Source organism: Pseudoalteromonas marina (genome assembly GCF_000238335.3).
Taxonomy (GTDB): Bacteria; Pseudomonadota; Gammaproteobacteria; order Enterobacterales; family Alteromonadaceae; genus Pseudoalteromonas; species Pseudoalteromonas marina.
In genome coordinates this window covers 358,684-376,620 of sequence record NZ_AHCB03000007.1, presented here as the reverse complement: position 1 = coordinate 376,620, position 17,937 = coordinate 358,684, and the positions used below count along the sequence as shown (strand labels likewise).

Below are 17,937 nucleotides of genomic sequence, written 5' to 3'. Positions count from 1 at the left end.
CAGGAGATCCTAAAAATCGTAATTTACTACCATTACTAAGGGTAATAAGTTTTGTTAGTAAGAACAAGTAGATTTGAATAATCCCCCCGAATAGAAGGATGCTCAGGTTTACAGTAGTTGGATTGGCTTCTTGAGCTTAATTGACGATAGATATACACTTGGCGCGATTTTTAATGATGTGGATTACCAACTATGCGCGTAGCTGACTTTAGTTTTGACTTACCCGATGAATTAATTGCTCGCTTTCCTAAAAAAGATCGTACGAGTAGCCGCTTATTAAGCCTCGATGGTCCAACAGGGGAGATAAGCCATAAAGTATTTAGTGATATTCTTGAGCTAGTTAACGAAAACGACTTACTCATTTTTAATAATACGCGAGTAATACCAGCACGTATGTTTGGCCAAAAAGCATCGGGCGGTAAGGTTGAGGTACTTGTAGAACGAGTATTGGATGAACACCGTGTGCTTGCTCATGTTCGTGCAAGTAAATCATTAAAACCAGGCAATGAGGTTATCTTAGAAGGCAAAGCTAAAGCCACTATGATTGCCCGTCACGACACCTTATTTGAGCTGGAATTTGATCACAGCAAAAATGTACTCGATACACTTAACGATATAGGTCACATGCCGTTACCGCCTTATATCGATAGACCAGATGACGAAGCTGACCGCGAACGTTATCAAACAGTATATGGTGAAAAACCAGGGGCTGTGGCAGCACCTACAGCGGGTTTACATTTTGACGAGCCGCTTATGGCTGCGCTAAAAAATAAAGGTGTAAACATGGCCTTTGTCACTTTACACGTAGGCGCAGGTACATTTCAGCCAGTACGTGTAGAAACCATTGACGAACACGTAATGCATTCAGAATACATTGAAGTACCACAAGATGTTGTGGACGCTGTAGCACAGACTAAAGCGAGCGGTGGGCGAGTGATTGCTGTTGGTACTACATCAATGCGTTCGCTCGAATCAGCTGCAAAAATACATGGCGGTAAATTAGATACTTACTTTGGCGATACCGATATCTTTATTTTTCCGGGTTACCAATTTAATGTCGTCGATGCCATGGTCACTAATTTTCATTTACCTGAGTCAACGTTAATTATGTTGGTGAGTGCGTTCAGCGGACAAGACAACATAATGGGTGCCTACAATACAGCAATAGAACAAAAATATCGCTTTTTTAGTTATGGCGATGCTATGTTTTTAACACGTAAATAGCGCTGTTTTATTTATTATCAAATATAACTAACACTCAACCCCAGCATACTTGCTGGGGTTTTTAGTTGCATATGATTATAACGAGCGAATTTACCGCAGCTAATAGTATTAGCAGTGCAAAAAGGGTAGAATCGAGCGGTTAAATTATAGCTTGTTGGACTGTTTTTCCGACATTGAGGATGATATGAAATTTGAATTAGACCGCACCGACGGTAAAGCGCGCCGTGGCCGCTTGATTTTTGACCGTGGTGTAATAGAAACACCTGCATTTATGCCAGTAGGTACTTACGGTACTGTTAAAGGCATGACACCTGATGAAGTTAAAGCAACAGGTGCGCAAATTTGTTTAGGTAATACCTTTCACTTAATGCTTCGCCCTGGTACTGAAATTATTAAGCAGCACGGTGATTTGCACGACTTTATGAATTGGGACTTCCCAATTTTAACTGACTCAGGCGGCTTCCAAGTATTTAGTCTTGGCGCAATGCGTAAAATTACCGAAGAAGGTGTTTTGTTTCAGTCACCTGTAAACGGTGACCAAATAATGATGTCGCCAGAAAAATCAATGGAAGTGCAACGTGATTTAGGGTCAGATATTGTAATGATATTTGACGAATGTACACCATACCCTGCTACTGAAAAAGAAGCTAAAGACTCTATGGAGTTGTCTCTTCGTTGGGCTAAACGCTCAAAAGAAGGTCACGGCGATAACCCTTCTGCGTTATTTGGTATTATTCAAGGTGGTATGTACCCAGAATTACGTGCACAATCACAAGCCGGTTTAGAAGAAATTGGCTTTGACGGCTATGCATTGGGTGGTTTATCAGTTGGTGAACCTAAAAACGAAATGATGAATATTCTTGATCATTGTGCGTACAAAATGCCTGAAAATAAGCCGCGTTACTTAATGGGTGTTGGCAAGCCAGAAGATTTGGTTGAATCGGTACGCCGTGGCATAGATATGTTTGACTGTGTTATGCCGACGCGTAATGCACGTAATGGTCACTTATTTATTACCACTGGTATTATTAAAATACGTAACGCAGTGCACAAAACAGATACCGGTCCACTCGACCCTGATTGTGATTGCCATACGTGTAAAAATTACTCGCGTGCTTATTTACATCACCTTGATAAATGTAACGAAATTTTAGGTGCACGACTAAACACAATACATAACTTACGTTACTATCAGCGTGTTATGGAAGGCCTGCGCAATGCAATTAGCGAAGGTAAACTAGAAGAATTTGTAAAAGATTTTTACGCTCGCCGCGGCCAAGAAGTGCCAGAGCTTGCAGATATAAAAAATTAAACTTTAAATTTAAAGAGGAAGTATTATGAGTTTATTTATTTCAAACGCACACGCATCAGCTGGCGCACCTGCAGCCGGTGGCGGCATGGAAATGCTAATCATGTTAGCTATTTTCGGTTTAGTTTTTTACTTTTTAATTTACCGCCCACAAGCTAAGCGTGTTAAAGAGCATAAAGGCTTAATGAATGCGATGGCTAAAGGCGATGAAGTACTAACCCAAGGTGGTTTAGTAGGTAAAATTGTTAAAATTGCAGAAGATAAAGATTTCATCGTTATCTCTTTAAATGAGCAAGCAGAAGTTACAGTTCAAAAAGCGTCTGTATCTGCTGTATTGCCAAAAGGCACAATGAAGTCGCTATAAAAATAATAAGGACGACCCCGTGTTAAACAAGTTTCCAGTGTGGAAGTATTTACTTGTTTTAGCTGTGGTTGCCATTGGCCTTTTATATGCCTCTCCAAACTTGTATGGCCGTGACCCGGCTATACAAGTTTCGGGCGCTAAAGGTGCTGATGTTGATCTCAGTGTAGTAGACAAAGTAAACGCAACCCTTAAAAAACATAACGTAGCAGTTAAATCAACTAAGCTTGAAGGCGGGCAAATACTTGTTCGTTTTAAAAATGTTGAAGAGCAATTAAAAGCACAAGATTTATTGCGTGACTCGCTAAGTGACGATTACATTTCAGCCATTAATATGGCGCCGGCTCAACCTCTTTGGTTAAAATCCCTTGGCGGAAATCCAATGAAGTTAGGTCTAGATTTAAGTGGTGGCGTACATTTCACCATGGAAATCGACATGGCAACAGCGGTTGATAACCAGCTTGAGCAAATGGAGCAAGATTTCCGTAGCGATTTACGCGAAGAAAAACTTCGTTATCGCAGCGTTCGTCGCGTGGCTGGCTCTGACCGTATGCGTGTTGAAATGCGTAATGAAGAAGATAAAAATGCTGCAGAGCGCTTTTTAGAATCTCGTTACCCACTTAACGTATACATTGATGACAGCAGTAACGATAATGCATTTTTTGCCACTATGAGTGAGCAAAAGCTGAAAGAGATTCGTGACTACGCCATCAAGCAAAACGAAACAATCATTCGTAATCGTATCAACCAAATTGGTGTTGCAGAGCCAAACGTACAGCGCCAGGGTGCTGAACGTATTATTGTGCAATTACCCGGTGTGCAAGATACCGCTCGTGCTAAAGAAATTTTAGGTGCGACAGCAACGCTTGAATTTCGTGAAGTAGACGAAAACGCCGATCCAAGCGCTGCCGCTCAAGGCCGTATCCCTGCCGGCACTGAAATGATCATGAGCCGCGACGGTTACCCTGTGGTACTTAAAAAACGCATCATTCTTGAAGGTAGCCATATCACTGGCGCGCAATCTGGCGCAGATGAATACCAACGCCCACAAGTAAGCATTTCACTCGACAGCAAAGGCGGTTCAAAAATGAATGCCTTTACTAAGCGTGCTATTGGCAAGCGTATGGCAACGGTATTTATTGAATACAAACCATCAGGTAAAAAAGACGAAAACGGTAAAGCACTTCCACCTATTAAGGTAGAAGAGGTTATTAACGTGGCAACAATTCAAGCTCGTTTAGACCGCTCTTTTCGTATTACAGGTATTGATAACCCAGCTGAAGCACATAACTTAAGTTTACTGCTTCGCGCAGGTGCACTTGTTGCGCCAATTCAAATTGTTGAAGAGCGTACAGTGGGGCCAAGCTTAGGCCAAGAAAACATTGAAGCAGGTATGACTGCGGTTGCACTTGGTTTTGCGTTTGTACTTGCCTTTATGCTTATTTATTACAAAGGGTTTGGCTTAGTGGCTAACTTAGCGCTTGCTGCTAACTTGGTGCTTATTGTTGGCATAATGTCACTTATTCCAGGCGCTACGTTAACCTTGCCGGGTATTGCAGGTATTGTACTGACAGTTGGTATGGCGGTTGATGCTAACGTACTTATTTTTGAACGTATTCGTGAAGAGCTGGCCGATGGTCGTAGCCCTCAACAAGCTGTTCATTTTGGTTACGATAGCGCATTCAGTACTATATTTGATGCCAATATCACTACGTTAATTGCGGCAGTTATATTGTTTGCAGTGGGCACGGGCCCAATTGCAGGCTTTGCCGTTACATTAGCTATTGGTATTTTAACTTCAATGTTTACAGCCATTGTTGGTACCCGAGCGGTGATCAACTTATTTATTGGTGGTAAACGCATTGATAAACTTTCTATTTAAGGAGCAGACATGCAAATTTTAAGTTTGGGTAGCAGAACCCTTCGTTTCATGTCTCTTCGAAAAGTGGCAATGGGCTTTTCTACGCTATTAATTGTAGCGTCGATAGTATCAATGTTTATGAAGGGCTTAAATTTTGGTCTTGATTTTACCGGCGGCACCGCGGTAGAAGTGGGTTTTTCTCAACCGGCTGATCTTAAAAAAGTGCGTAATGTACTTGGTGAAAATGGCTTTGCTGATGCATCAGTGCAGCTATTTGGTTCGAGCCAAGATATATTAGTGCGCTTAGCTCCACGTGGAAGCGATGTTAAAGCTGAAGTAATTGGTAACCAAGTAATTGATGCACTGAAAAAAGCGGATGACAGCGTAGTCATGCGTCGTATTGAGTTTGTTGGCCCAAGTGTCGGTGAAGACTTAAAAGAGCAGGGTGGCCTAGCCATGTTAACTGCACTTATTTGTATCTTAATTTACGTTGCATTTCGTTTTGAATGGCGTTTTGCTGTGGGTGCTGTAGGCGCACTATTACACGATGTAATTATCACTTTAGGTTTGTTTTCAGTACTGGGTTTAGAGTTTGATTTAACTATATTAGCGGCAATATTGGCGGTAATCGGTTACTCACTCAACGATACTATTGTTGTATCTGACCGTATTCGTGAAAATTTCCGTAAAGTACGCATCGACGATACCGTTGAAATTATTGATATTTCACTTACGCAAACACTTAACCGTACACTTGTTACATCAATCACCACAATTTTGGTATTGATTGCATTGTTTGTATGGGGTGGACAAACCATTCATGGTTTTGCTACTGCATTATTGTTTGGTGTATTTATTGGTACATATTCTTCTGTATATGTTGCAAGCTCGGTTGCACTTGCAATGGGAGTTAGTAAAGAAGATTTAATACCAGAAGTGATAGAAAAAGAAGGTGCAGATCAAGATCCGATGGCAATGCCATAATCTTAAATGCATTAAAAAAACCGCTCTATGAGCGGTTTTTTATTGCCTGTAATATAGGGGCTTGAAATAAAAATGTCATACAGAATTGATATTTTGTTGCTCTATTTAAAATAATAATTGAGCCAGTAGTGACCCTTCAACGACAAGCCTTAGAGGCTATTTTAGATAGTGGGGAAGTAACCACGTTATTTCAGCCTATTTTAGATATATCTGGTCAGCTCATTCTTGGTTACGAGGCGCTTAGCCGTGGTCCACAAAATAGCCCATTAGAAATGCCCAATATGCTCTTTAAAGCTGCGCATCAAGAGGGCCTTATTTCTGAGCTAGAGCTACTATGCCGCTCAAAGGCAATAGAAAACTTTGTTAAGCTAAATTTGCAAGGTAAGCTTTTTTTAAATGTGAGCCCAAAAACGCTACTAGACCCTTGCCACCCAAAAGGCGAAACACGCCACCTAACCGAGCAGTTTGGTTTAGCGACTAATCGTGTTGTTATAGAAGTAACAGAGCAAGACAAAGTAGATAACGACGACTTATTACTTAAAACCATTGCGCATTACCGAGAGCTCGGTTTTACCATTGCAATTGATGATTTAGGAGCTGGGTACTCTGGCTTAAAGCAGTGGTCTGCACTGCGTCCTGACTATGTAAAAATAGATCGTTATTTTATCGATCATTGCGATCAGAGTGAGGTTAAAAAGGAGTTTTTAAAATCAATTATTGTTTTAGCTAAAGCAACAAACACCTTAGTGATTGCAGAAGGCATTGAGCGCTCTGAGGAACTCGCTCTGGTTGAAAGTTTAGGCATTAATAATGTACAAGGTTTTTTATTTGAACGACCGAACTTGCAACCAAGTCGTGATTTTAGCTCTGCTCAAATACAAGCACTTACATTTAAATTATGTGATCAGTTTGACCAGTCAATGGCGATTGGCGCGCTAAGCCAACCACAAAAGGCCATAGCAAGTGATACCCGATGCAAAGACGCTCATTTACTCTTTGAGCAAGACAAAGCCATTATTAGCATACCTGTAATTAATCAACAGGGTCAGCCAGTGGGCCTACTACATAAAGACCAACTTACCGAGGTATTTGCAGCACCCTATGGTCATGCTCTTTATGATAAGCGCCCTGTTATAGAGTTAATGGATAAACAACCCCTAATTGTTGATGAAGACCAAAAGCTAGATACGGTGAGTAAGCAAATAACTGAGCAAGACTTCGATATTAGGCGCCATATTGTTATTACTAGAGGCGGCAATTATTTAGGGCTTGCGCCACTAAGAGACATTTTAAAACATATAACAGAAGAAAAAATTCGCCACGCACAACATGCAAATCCGCTAACAATGTTGCCAGGCAATGTTGCAATTAACGAAGCTATAGAGCATAGGTTACGTAATAAAAATAAATTTCATCTTGCTTATATTGACCTGAATCACTTTAAACAGTTTAACGATCTTTATGGCTACGCGAGTGGTGATAGTGTCATTAAATTATTGGCTGATGTAACAGTGCAAGCCTGTACAAATAGTGCTAACTTTGTAGGACACATTGGTGGTGACGACTTTATGGTTGTTTTTGACCAAAGCGATGCGGTAAGTATTTGTAACCGTATTATTGAACAGTTTGAACATCGTTCTCGTGCTTTTTTTACGCCCAATCACATAGCTAGCAAAGGGTATTGGGCTACAAATCGTGAAGGTGAAAAGCAGTTTGTACCTTTACTTACCTTATCAATAGGATTAGTTGAACCCGATTTACAGCAGTGTAAAAATAGTCATCAGGTTGCTGCATTAGCAACGGATGCGAAAAAAGAAGCCAAACGATTTCGTCATAGCTATCTTTTTACATGCAAGCGAAGGCGCCCAGCGCCTCCAGTAGTAGCGATTAGCAAATAGTAAAAAGGTAATTTACTAATAGGTGATCATGATGTTGCCATTAAAGTGTATCGTATGTGTAGTGAGCTTGTTTATTGGAAGTGTTGTAGCAAGCGAAGTTAATATTGTAAAAATTCCGAAAGATCAACATGCGCATTTTGCCCGTGATGATTACCTCAATGACATGCTAACCAAGGCATTGATAAGAGCCCAGTATCCTGCCGAAATAGAACGTGTTGCTGTACACCCGCATCAGCAACGCAATTTAATGTCACTTGATGATGGCTCGCTTGATTTATATTGGAGTATGAGCAGCCCTGAACGAGAGTCATTAGCCACAGCCATTAAAATTCCATTGTTCAAAGGGTATATAGGCAAAAGAGCATTAGTTACAAATAAACAGAATTTAGATAAATTTAAAGACATAAAAACGCTTGAGCAATTATCAAAACTGAGCTCGGTACAGGGGCATGATTGGCCTGATACACGCATATTGGTTAATAATGGTTTAAACGTGAGGCCATTATCAAACTTAAAAGCCATGTTTGCGCTTACTAGCCAAGGCCGCATAGATTACTTTCCGCGATCATTTATTGAAGTAAATTCTGAGCTTTTAGAGCGAGATCACAAAAATTTACGTATTGTGCCTAATTTATATATTAGCTACCCAACAGCGCTATATTATTTTGTGTCTAAGGATAAGCCTGAGTTAGCTAAAGCGGTTGAGCAAGGAATAAAAATAATGCAGCAAAACGGCGAGTTTGATGCGTTATTTTATGAGTACTTTGCTACAGATTTAAATTCCCTTCCTTATACAAAGGGGGAAACTATAGAGATTAAGCTAATAAACCCATATTTTTAACAACAAAAAAGGAGCCTAGGCTCCTTTTTTGTTGCACCAATTATATTGGTAAAAGCAATTTATTAGCGAAGTAACGACTCAGTTAACACTGGACGAATTTCACGAATAATAGCTTGAGTCAGTTTTGGCGCACCACAGATGATATTGCCACTGTGGTTGTAGTTATTACCACCAGCAAAATCGACAACCATACCACCCGCTTCTTTAACCATAAGCTCGCCTGCAGCAGAGTGCCAAGGTTTTAAGCCAATTTCAAAAAAGCCATCAACACGGCCAGCAGCAACATACGCCATGTCTAATGCAGAACAACCTGCGCGACGAATATCTGCAGTGTGAACAAATAACGCTTTAAACGCTTCAGTGTATGCATCTGTATGTTGTTTATGCTTAAAAGGGAAGCCCGTTGCTAATACTGTACCAGCAAGAACAGTTGTTTTACTCACGCGTAAACGTTTGCTGTTAAGTTGTGCGCCTTGACCTTTAGATGCAGTGAAAAGTTCACCACGAATCGGATCATAAATAACGGCTTGGTCTAAACGACCTTTAACTTTAAGTGCAATAGAGATTGCGTAATGTGGAATACCTTTGATGAAGTTTGTTGTTCCATCGATAGGATCTACAATCCATTGGTAATCATCATCCTTGCCTTTGTGCTCACCTAGTTCTTCGCCCACAACAGAGTGAGTAGGGTAAGACTGTAAAATAGTGTCACGGATTACGGCTTCGGCTTCTTTATCAATATTAGTTACTAAGTCGTTAGCGCCTTTTTGTTGCACTTCAACTTTTGATAAATCTTCGCCAGCGCGAAGTAAAATTTTGCCTGCGTTACGCGCAGCGCGAACCGCAATGTTTAACATTGGATGCATGGAGTTACCTTTGGGTTGTAAAAGAACGTTTGTATTTTCAGCCGGCGTATTTTAGCGACTTTTGACATAAAGTAAACAATAAACCCTAAATACTTGTGGGTGTTTTTTGTACAGTCTTGAAAGTGTTGCACATTTAATTAAAACAAAAGTGTATTTTTAATTACCCACTAAAAATTTAAAAAAAGCGCTTTACCTAAAGTTAACTTGAGGTTTTATTGTGTGTTTAAATTAACTCACAAGGAAACAGTATGTATTTAGAACACGTAAATTTAGTTGTTAAAAACATTGATACCATGATTCGCTTTTACCAAGCCATTTTTCCCCACTGGGTAATACGAAGTGAAGGGCGGGGTGAATGGTATGGAAAACCAAGGCGTTGGGTCCACTTTGGTGACGACACGCAATACATAGCAATGAGCGATCATGGTGAGGGTGAAAACAGGGCGCTTTCAGGGCATCAAGTTGGGTTTGCTCACTTTGCTTACGTGACGGCTAATTTAGATAATACGGTGTCTCGTTTAAATAAAGCGGGTTTTTCAGTTCATAAGCAAGGCAATGAAAACCCATTTAGAAAAAATATCTACTTCAGAGACCCTTCGGGCTTTGAAGTTGAGTTTGTAGAGTACTTGTCGGATATACCTGCAGAACGAAATAATGATCTTTAAGCCCACCACTATATGGCTGCCAAAAGCAGCCATATTAAAGCAAATACAGTTGCACTTATTTACTGCTTACCCCTAGCTGTGACTTTAAATCGTTTGCAAAGCTCATGAACTTTTCTTTTATGGTACGTTTTATCTTTACTTCAATCGACCCTAGTATCGCTTTGCCTTCAATATGAATGGTAGGACCTTGACGCTTATTTAACGTTACTGATTTGTTTTCTAGCGTACTTAAAATACAAAACATTTTGGACACAACATTAACATGCTCGGGTACGTAAATTTCGTCGCTACCAAAAATGCAATTAACATGAATTGTCACGTTTTGATGGGTAAAGATAGCGTCGGTGAAATCAAGCACCACAGAGCCCATATAATTATTTAGGTAAATATTTTTAGGAACCACCCATTGTCCGCTTCGCTCGTTTGAACCCAAAATACTGCGCAGTGTAATGTCGTCATCGCTATTTTGTTGAGCACTGTAATTAGGCGTAAACTGCGATTGCTTTTCAGCTTTGTATTGCTTGTCGGTATTAAGTGTTAAGTCTTCTACTAACGTAAGCAGCACAGAATTGTCTTTTGCATCCATTGCTTTGTCTAATCGTCTTTCAAATGCCTCAACAGATATAACGCCATGGCTATAGTTATAAATTAACTGATCAATCACTTGTTCGCGTACTTGCTCTATTGGGCGGTCTTCAACTTTTACAGACATGGGGCATTCCTTAATTGTATTTGCAATTAGTTAACTAGTAAGCAAACCCTATACCAAAATTAATTTTGTTTATTATCAATAGTTTAATTTTTAAAGGCTTTTTGTTTAGTTGTTATATTAACGACACATTAACCAAAATAGCAATAATCTAGTAATTTTCACACGTTGAGAAAGTTTTACTCACTTGCCTGTAAATAGGGGAAATGCGTTAAACCTATAAGAGTCTATTTTTTTCGTTAAGCCTATGATTTTTAATAGTAAATAAAGTTGGCTTGATGTTCGCATTAGTTAAAGTGTCTTTAATCAAAAGGAGAAAGATTATGAAAACATTTAACAAATCTATTATCGCCGCGTTAGTTCTTGGTACAACAGCAATGGGTGCACAAGCAAACAGCTGGGAAAACGAAAGTAAAGATGCTTGGATTGATGGCAAGGCAGAAACTGTGCTTCTTATGAACACAGACCTAAACAACTTTGACATAAACACTGATGTAACAAATGGCAAGGTAGTACTTACAGGTAAAGTTGATAGCGAAGTAGAGAAAGAGCTAGCAGAAGAGCTTGTACTTAGTCTAGATGGCGTCATGGACGTTGAAAACAGCCTAACCGTTGTTAAAAACATGAGCGCTAAACACACAGATTCTAAAATGATGGATGATGATAACGACCTAACGGACGCTAAAATCACCACCGTTATTACAACACGTTTCCTATTTGATTCTGAAGTAGGTGGAACCGATATTGATGTAGATACCGATAATGGTGTTGTTACATTAAACGGCTCAGTTGAATCATCAGCGGAAAAGCAATTAGCAATCGAAATTGCAAAAAATGCTGAAGACGTACGTGATGTGGTAGATAACTTATCTATCGTAGCTGAATAACGTTATACTCAAAGCCCAGCATTGCTGGGCTTTTTGTTTTTAACTGTTTGAAGGAGCTAAATAATGGATATCATTCGCATAATACTGTCTGTTTTGCTACCACCACTAGGTGTTTTTTTACAAGTGGGCTTAGGTATGCATTTTTGGATTAATATTTTATTAACGCTATTGGGTTACTTCCCTGGGTTAATACATGCAATTTATATTATTGCTAAAAAATAATGCGCAGCTGAGCTATGTTTACGCCAGTTGTAAGTAAATATTGCTCAGCGCATTCTATTAATAAATATTATTTTTAATCATTTTTACTTTATTTTCCTAAAACTCCCCAAATTTACCCATTCACACTCTTTAAAAGATTACAATTTAAGCAGTTAGCTTATTGATTGTTAAAATAAAGGTTTTTGGTAGTGACAAGCCCTAAAAAAGTTTTTATACTGCAACCCGCTTTAGTCGCTCTGTGGCTGAACGCTTCAAAAATTAACTGCCTTGCAGTTATATAAAGTTGGCCCCTTAGCTCAGTTGGTTAGAGCACACGACTCATAATCGTTAGGTCCCCAGTTCGAGTCTGGGAGGGGCCACCACTTTTCAAAGCCTTCCAAGTAAATCCTGTTAAATTTTTACGCACTTAAAACCCAAAGCTCTACATTATTATCCTTTATTGGTTGATATATTGATTTTTAATTAATCTATAAAATTTCTAATTGCAATCAAATATATAGCTGTGTATTTTATTGGGTACAACAATATGTTGTTAAAATATATCTAAAAGGAAGTACCATGAAAATGAATAAAGTCACACTCTTATTATTAAGCTCAGTTTTTGTCACCCCTGCTGCATTTGCAGAAACACCTAACTTTAATTATGTGTCTGGCGGTTATTTAAATGCAGATCTTGATGGCGATGATTTAAACGGTTGGACGCTTGATGGTAGTAAATTACTAGACGATAACTTTTTTGTGTCTGGTCAATATAAGACTGTAGGCGACTCAGAAGATGGTTTGGATGTAGATCTAAATTGGTTGAGCGCAGGCGTGGGTTACCGTACTGCAATTAGTGAAAGCACTGACTTTTATGGTTTAGTAACGTACGAAAACATTGAAACTGAAGTATCGTTCAGCGGTACTGATTTGTCGGATGATGAAAATGGCTATGGATTATCTGTTGGTGTTAGATCAATGCTAACTGATAGCATCGAAATTGATGGCCGCTTAAGTTACATTGATATTGCAGACGACAGTGAAACAGCTATCACTTTAGGTGCTCGTTACTATGTGAATACAAATTTATCTGTAGGTACTAGCTACACCACAATAGATGATTTAGATTATATTAGCTTAACTGCACGTTACAGCTTTTGATCACAAGCAGTTAAATGAGCGCACTTATTAGTGCGCTTTTTAGTTTTTACGTAGCTACAACACGCTAATTTACGTGGTATAAGCCATTGCTGCGAATGTAAATAGTTGCTGGTATATCGCTTGTGTTCTCAAGCGAGTGAATGAACTTACCCGCAGATTCTACAAAGCTACCTGCACTTAAGTTTTGTGAGTTACTTTTTGAGCTGTATTGCACGTTGCCTGCAATTATCACTGCACGAAACTCATCCGCATCTGTGCTAATTTCCCCCTTAAACCCGGCTGGTAGTTTTATCATTGAGCCGTACATTGTCTCGGTGTCTCCCCAAAGGTAGGTTGTTTGTACACCTTCAGCATTAATATTGCTTACGTCGCTTTTGTCTAGCCAAACTAAGTTGTCTTTATGTACGTTTAATGGGCGTTCACCATTATCAAACTGTTTGTTTGTTGGTTTTACTAAATAAGGGCCTGAGTCTATTTCTAGGTAAATTAGATTTGTAGTGCCATTGGCTGCAGTAGTATGGTTTTCACCGGCAGGTTGTGTCCAAAATGATCCCGCAGGCATCCACATTTTTTCAGCGGTGGGGTCGTCATTGTGCATTTGGCCTTCAATTACGATACCTCGGTAAGTAATGTTATGAATATGCGGCGGGGACTCGAACCCTTTTTTAAAGCGTACTAGCATACCTGTTGCGGTATCTGCGGTACGATCGCCCCATAAATCGGCTGCACCGGGACTTTGCTCGCCTCTTAATGGGTTTAAATAGCCCCATTTTACTTTGTTCGCAGGTATTACTTTCGATTCGTACTCGTCTGCAAAAGTAGGTACAGATATAAGCGAAGTTGTGAGCATTAAAGCTGATGAAACAATTCTACATTTCATAAATATTTTCCTTTGCGTTGGGATAGAGACACAATAGTGAGTATTTTTCATTCCATAAACAGGCTAATGTTTAATACAGTTTCGTTAAAACGTGGATAATTGGCAGCATCAACGAATAGTTTTATAAAGGGGCGGATATGAAAATTGCAGATTTACGCGTATTACTAAAAGTTGCGCAGCTTCAATCAATAACAGCGGCTGCGCATCAGTTGGATATGAGCTCGTCGGCAGCGAGTGTCTCTATTAAACGAATAGAGCAAGCTCTTGGTACACAACTATTTGTTCGCACTACTAGAAAGATAAGATTGACCGCTGAAGGTGAGCGTTACTTACCATTATGCGAACAGGCGCTTGGGTTACTAATGCAAGGGCAAGCGGCTATTAATGAAAAGCCGGAGTGTATTACAGGCGAAGTGCGAATGGCGGTGTCGTCTGAAATGGGACGTAATTTAATGCGTGTTTTACTTAATGAGCTTATGGATATTCATAGTTCTATAACTTTGAGATTGCATGCAAGTGATAGCCGTGCTGATTTTTATCGTGATGGAATTGATGTTGCATTAAGAGCGATGAAAAAAGGTGTAGCTGAGGAGCTTAATTTATATGGATTTAAAATTTGTAATATTCCACACGTGGTGTGCGCTTCACCTAGTTACTTAAAACTGAATGGCGAGCCGTTAGTGCCGAACGATTTGAGCGAGCACAACGCATTACTCTACAAACTTTACGAAGTAGTGCACGCTGATTGGGAGTTTTATGATAATACACAGCAATACAAAGTTAAAATGAACAGCGATAGAGCTGTAAACGATGGTGATATTGTTAGACGCTGGTGTGTTGATGGTGCTGGGATTGCAAAAAAGTCAGCCATTGATGTAGCAGATGATTTGCTTAGCGGTAAGCTCAAACGAATAATACCCGATTATAAAATACCCTTAACAGAAATGTGGTTAGTGCTTCCGAGCCGGCAGTTTATTTCGCCTGCAATAAGGCTGATACGTGATGAGTTAAAAAGTAAAATAATGGCTCTTAGGGCATCGCTATTGGCAAAGCATATTTTGACTGAAGACGAGTGGCCTTGTGATGATGAGTACAAGGCCTGAATTGTGTTAATTTTTACGATATATCTCGTGGTCCATGTCGTAAATATTAACGCTTAAACTGTCAGACTCCCTGCAATAGGTTTTTAAACACGCAAGTAGGTGCTCACTCAGAGTTTGCTTTTGCTCTACTGTTCGCCCTGCCATAATGTGTGCTTGCACATGTATAAACCCTTCTTTCCCCACACCCAATTGATACTGCTGATATGCAACTGCGCGAGTTTTTATAGTTTCTAAATCAAATAAACCGCTTTCGAATGTGCATTTATGGATTTTTTCTACCAGTACTTGAGGTAATACAGGGAGGTCTTCTGAGTGCTCAATAATAATGTGCGGCATGCGGGTGGTTCCTGTTGGTTACGGCATTAAGCGTGTCGTTAATTGTAACAAATACACGACGGCTCGCTAAACCCCATACGGCTAAAATGTTTGTTTTAAACTAATTTAGTTGTGCTGATTTTTGATGTTAGTATAAAAACACACAGGTGAACCCAAGCTTATTAAAATAAGCGTGTAAAAAAACCTAGCTTATATTAAGGATGAGTATGAAATTTCAGCAAAAAATAAAACATTTAGCCGTGCTAATGGGCGCAGTAATTACGTTAAGTGCCTGCTCTGATGATGTGGCGTCGGTGAGTTTAGGTTTGTTTACTACAAAAGATGTGGTGGTGAACTCACAGCAAGATCCGATCATTAAAGGAGTGACGTGTCATATTAGTCATGTTGAGGCCGATTTAGACTTTTCTGATCCGTCAGACATGTCGATTGCGTGTCGTCAAACAGGGCCAATCACCGCGGAGCAATTACAAGAAATTGATCGTAGTAAGTCTGGTGAGGTGGTGTTTAAGTCATCAAAGAGCATTTTATTTAAATCGTTAAAGGTGCGCCGAATATACGACGCTAAAACTCGCACATTATTATATTTGTCGTATTCAACAAAAGAGTCGAGCGGCAGTCATCACCATGCATTATCTACTGTGCCTTTATATAACACGAAAGCATGGCAGTGGGCACAAGAGCAAGAATAATTAAATTAAGAGTACACTATGTTAGCGTTATTTAAATCAGCGCCTTTGTTAGAGCAACAAGAGCAGCAATGGCTTATTGATACTTTTATTTGGGCTGTAGAAAATTTTGATGCTGAGTTTTTTACTAAACATACGCAAATAATATTGCCTACAGGGCAATATTTTCCTGATTCGGTATCAAGTATTGAGCAAATGGCCACCAGCGTATTTAAGCGAGTAACTACGTATGCGGGAATGAGTGCATGGCCAATTCAATTAGTTGCGCCTCAGCAATTACAGCCACAAGTGTTTCCTCGTTTTGAGTTTAGTAGTGTAATACGTGGTGAGCGCTGTGAGTTAATTGTGCCGCCGAGCCATGTTATTAATATTTCGTTTAATCCAAATCAAATAAATCAGCCGCAAGATTTAGTTGCCAGTTTTGCCGGAACACTGGCTACTATTATGATTCATCATGTTGGTGTATTGCCTCCAGGGGGGAAGGACTTTCTACCCCAAGCTGCTGATGCGCTTGCCTGTTTTTTAGGTTTTGGTGTCATGATGAGCAATACGGTGTATCAGTTTAAAGGCGGGTGCGGCTCATGTTACAACCCGTACGCTAACCGTGAAGCACAATTGAGCGAAACACATACGGTATTTATGCATGCTTTGGTTTGCTACTTCAAAAAAGACAACGTATCTAAAAAACATTTAAAGCCCCATTTACGAAGCCAATTCAAAAAAGCGCAAAAAGAAATTAAAGCGCTGGTGAGTGAATCGGCAAACCCGTTATTACTGGCGTATGCACCTAACTAGCAAGGATAAGTGTGGACTATTTAGATGAATTTTTATTAATTGTTATTGCTCACTTCTTTGCAGTAGCAAGCCCAGGCCCTGACTTTGCTGTTGTGCTAAAGCAAAGTGTGCAACAAGGTAGGCGAAACGCATTGTGGACAAGTGCAGGCGTTGGCGGCGCTATTTTGTTGCACATAGCTTATTGTGTAATGGGTGTGGCGCTTATTTTGTCTCAATCGCCTAGTTTGTTTATGGCACTTAAATATGTAGCAGGCGCTTATTTGGCTTATCTTGGAATACAAGCACTAAGAGCGGCTAAGCCGGGCGCATCATCAACCAATGATATTGATAACCAAACAGCTCCAGAGGAGCCTATTTGGGTTGCTTTTAGACGCGGTTTTTTCACTAACGCACTAAACCCAAAAGCCACGCTCTTTTTTATGTCGTTATTTACCTTGGTAATAAGTCAAACAACGCCAGTGAGTGTGCAAATTGGTTATGGTATTTATATGGCGCTTGCAACATGGGGGTGGTTTTCTGCGCTTTCGTTGGTACTTTCTAAAGCCTGCGTGCGTGATTTTTTTCAGCAACGCGGCTACTGGTTTGACCGAGGTATTGGCGTTATTTTAATTGCGTTGGCTGTACGTGTTGTTATTTAACTTGTTCAATTTATGTAATACAAGCAGGAGTAAACATGCCTTTATATAATTTTTCGTTTGGATCTAATATGTCGTCTAATCGTTTGTTGGCACGTTTGCCAAACGCAAAGCGTGTGGGCACAGCAATCCTTAAAGGGTACGAGCTAACCTTTGATATGCTTTTTTCTGATGGTTCGGGTAAATGCAGTATTCAAAAAACTGATAAAGCAGATGCCTTAGTATACGGTGTGGTCTATGAGGTTAACACTGACGAAAAACTCACTTTAGATGCGATAGAAGGCCCAGGTTACGATTGTGTAGATATAACGGTTGAGCTGTTAAATGGGCAAACAATTGATACCCATTGTTATATTGCAAATACACACGACGAGGACGTTTTACCCTACGATTGGTACGTTAAACATGTTCATCGCGGAGCACTTGAAGCGGGCGTACCAAAGGCTTACAGTGATGCAATACTTAATCGCCCACAAAAGAGCGATCCTAATAAAGAACGCGCAGCAATTGAATTTGCAGTGCATCAATAATAAAA

At 39.9% G+C, this 17,937-nt stretch carries 20 protein-coding genes and 1 tRNA gene; 17 read left to right on the top strand and 4 right to left on the bottom strand.

Features of this window, described 5'->3' with window-relative positions:
* The first annotated feature begins 192 nt into the window (after positions 1-192).
* The 7 genes from queA to PMAN_RS12915 all read left to right on the top strand — a co-directional run bounded on the left by queA (position 193) and on the right by PMAN_RS12915 (position 8,478).
* The gene (queA, locus tag PMAN_RS12945; protein WP_010556659.1) at positions 193-1,224 is read left to right on the top strand and encodes a tRNA preQ1(34) S-adenosylmethionine ribosyltransferase-isomerase QueA; all 1,032 of its coding nucleotides are present in this window, start codon (positions 193-195) and stop codon (positions 1,222-1,224) included.
* A gap of 184 nt (positions 1,225-1,408) precedes the next feature.
* Positions 1,409-2,536 (top strand): tRNA guanosine(34) transglycosylase Tgt, encoded by a 1,128-nt coding sequence (gene tgt, locus PMAN_RS12940; protein WP_006791189.1) that lies wholly within the window; start codon positions 1,409-1,411, stop codon positions 2,534-2,536.
* 25 nt (positions 2,537-2,561) lie between these two features.
* Positions 2,562-2,897 carry a preprotein translocase subunit YajC gene (gene yajC, locus PMAN_RS12935; RefSeq protein ID WP_006791188.1) on the top strand — a complete coding sequence of 112 codons (336 nt, stop codon included), beginning with the start codon at positions 2,562-2,564 and terminating at the stop codon, positions 2,895-2,897.
* Between the two features lie 19 nt (positions 2,898-2,916).
* On the top strand, positions 2,917-4,776 hold the full coding sequence (gene secD / locus PMAN_RS12930) for a protein translocase subunit SecD (protein WP_006791187.1): 1,860 nt from the start codon (positions 2,917-2,919) through the stop codon (positions 4,774-4,776).
* Positions 4,777-4,785: 9 nt separating this feature from the next.
* On the top strand, positions 4,786-5,739 hold the full coding sequence (gene secF / locus PMAN_RS12925; RefSeq protein WP_010556658.1) for a protein translocase subunit SecF: 954 nt from the start codon (positions 4,786-4,788) through the stop codon (positions 5,737-5,739).
* 128 nt (positions 5,740-5,867) lie between these two features.
* Positions 5,868-7,637, top strand: a complete 1,770-nt coding sequence (locus tag PMAN_RS12920) for a GGDEF domain-containing protein (RefSeq protein WP_010556657.1) — start codon at positions 5,868-5,870, stop codon at positions 7,635-7,637.
* Positions 7,638-7,668: 31 nt separating this feature from the next.
* Positions 7,669-8,478, top strand: a complete 810-nt coding sequence (locus PMAN_RS12915) for a substrate-binding periplasmic protein (protein ID WP_010556656.1) — start codon at positions 7,669-7,671, stop codon at positions 8,476-8,478.
* Between the two features lie 62 nt (positions 8,479-8,540).
* Here the strand turns inward: PMAN_RS12915 and suhB are convergent, their stop codons facing one another.
* Complete coding sequence (gene suhB / locus PMAN_RS12910; protein WP_006791183.1) at positions 8,541-9,344, bottom strand: inositol-1-monophosphatase; 804 nt, start codon at positions 9,342-9,344, stop codon at positions 8,541-8,543.
* A 248-nt stretch (positions 9,345-9,592) separates the two neighbouring features.
* Here suhB and PMAN_RS12905 point away from each other — a divergent pair, with 248 nt between their 5' ends.
* A complete protein-coding gene (locus PMAN_RS12905) occupies positions 9,593-10,009 on the top strand; it encodes a VOC family protein (protein ID WP_006791182.1) in 417 nt (138 codons plus the stop codon).
* A gap of 55 nt (positions 10,010-10,064) precedes the next feature.
* Here PMAN_RS12905 and PMAN_RS12900 read toward each other — a convergent pair whose 3' ends face one another.
* Positions 10,065-10,721 carry a LiaF domain-containing protein gene (locus tag PMAN_RS12900; protein WP_010556655.1) on the bottom strand — a complete coding sequence of 219 codons (657 nt, stop codon included), beginning with the start codon at positions 10,719-10,721 and terminating at the stop codon, positions 10,065-10,067.
* Between the two features lie 320 nt (positions 10,722-11,041).
* Here PMAN_RS12900 and PMAN_RS12895 point away from each other — a divergent pair, with 320 nt between their 5' ends.
* The 4 genes from PMAN_RS12895 to PMAN_RS12880 all read left to right on the top strand — a co-directional run bounded on the left by PMAN_RS12895 (position 11,042) and on the right by PMAN_RS12880 (position 12,967).
* Entirely contained in the window at positions 11,042-11,605 is a 564-nt protein-coding gene (locus PMAN_RS12895; protein WP_006791180.1) for a BON domain-containing protein, read from the top strand.
* Between the two features lie 63 nt (positions 11,606-11,668).
* Positions 11,669-11,827 carry a YqaE/Pmp3 family membrane protein gene (locus PMAN_RS12890; protein WP_006791179.1) on the top strand — a complete coding sequence of 53 codons (159 nt, stop codon included), beginning with the start codon at positions 11,669-11,671 and terminating at the stop codon, positions 11,825-11,827.
* Between the two features lie 285 nt (positions 11,828-12,112).
* A tRNA-Ile gene (locus PMAN_RS12885) sits at positions 12,113-12,189 on the top strand.
* A 196-nt stretch (positions 12,190-12,385) separates the two neighbouring features.
* The gene (locus tag PMAN_RS12880) at positions 12,386-12,967 is read left to right on the top strand and encodes a porin family protein (RefSeq protein WP_010556654.1); all 582 of its coding nucleotides are present in this window, start codon (positions 12,386-12,388) and stop codon (positions 12,965-12,967) included.
* A 64-nt stretch (positions 12,968-13,031) separates the two neighbouring features.
* On the opposite strand, the gene PMAN_RS12875 is transcribed toward PMAN_RS12880, so the two are convergent.
* Complete coding sequence (locus tag PMAN_RS12875; protein ID WP_010556653.1) at positions 13,032-13,847, bottom strand: DUF4437 domain-containing protein; 816 nt, start codon at positions 13,845-13,847, stop codon at positions 13,032-13,034.
* Between the two features lie 137 nt (positions 13,848-13,984).
* Between PMAN_RS12875 and PMAN_RS12870 the strand changes: the two genes are divergently transcribed.
* Positions 13,985-14,950, top strand: a complete 966-nt coding sequence (locus PMAN_RS12870; RefSeq protein ID WP_010556652.1) for a LysR family transcriptional regulator — start codon at positions 13,985-13,987, stop codon at positions 14,948-14,950.
* 6 nt (positions 14,951-14,956) lie between these two features.
* Here the strand turns inward: PMAN_RS12870 and PMAN_RS12865 are convergent, their stop codons facing one another.
* The gene (locus PMAN_RS12865) at positions 14,957-15,286 is read right to left on the bottom strand and encodes a 5-carboxymethyl-2-hydroxymuconate Delta-isomerase (protein WP_006791175.1); all 330 of its coding nucleotides are present in this window, start codon (positions 15,284-15,286) and stop codon (positions 14,957-14,959) included.
* 206 nt (positions 15,287-15,492) lie between these two features.
* Between PMAN_RS12865 and PMAN_RS12860 the strand changes: the two genes are divergently transcribed.
* From PMAN_RS12860 to PMAN_RS12845, 4 genes are read left to right on the top strand one after another with little or no spacing between them, the layout of a single operon-like run.
* Positions 15,493-15,975, top strand: coding sequence for a CreA family protein (locus PMAN_RS12860; RefSeq protein WP_006791174.1), 483 nt, complete (start codon positions 15,493-15,495; stop codon positions 15,973-15,975).
* An 18-nt stretch (positions 15,976-15,993) separates the two neighbouring features.
* Entirely contained in the window at positions 15,994-16,767 is a 774-nt protein-coding gene (locus PMAN_RS12855; RefSeq protein ID WP_010556651.1) for a hypothetical protein, read from the top strand.
* An 11-nt stretch (positions 16,768-16,778) separates the two neighbouring features.
* Positions 16,779-17,405 (top strand): LysE family translocator, encoded by a 627-nt coding sequence (locus tag PMAN_RS12850; RefSeq protein ID WP_010556650.1) that lies wholly within the window; start codon positions 16,779-16,781, stop codon positions 17,403-17,405.
* Positions 17,406-17,440: 35 nt separating this feature from the next.
* The gene (locus tag PMAN_RS12845) at positions 17,441-17,932 is read left to right on the top strand and encodes a gamma-glutamylcyclotransferase family protein (RefSeq protein ID WP_008128736.1); all 492 of its coding nucleotides are present in this window, start codon (positions 17,441-17,443) and stop codon (positions 17,930-17,932) included.
* The last annotated feature ends 5 nt before the right edge of the window (positions 17,933-17,937 follow it).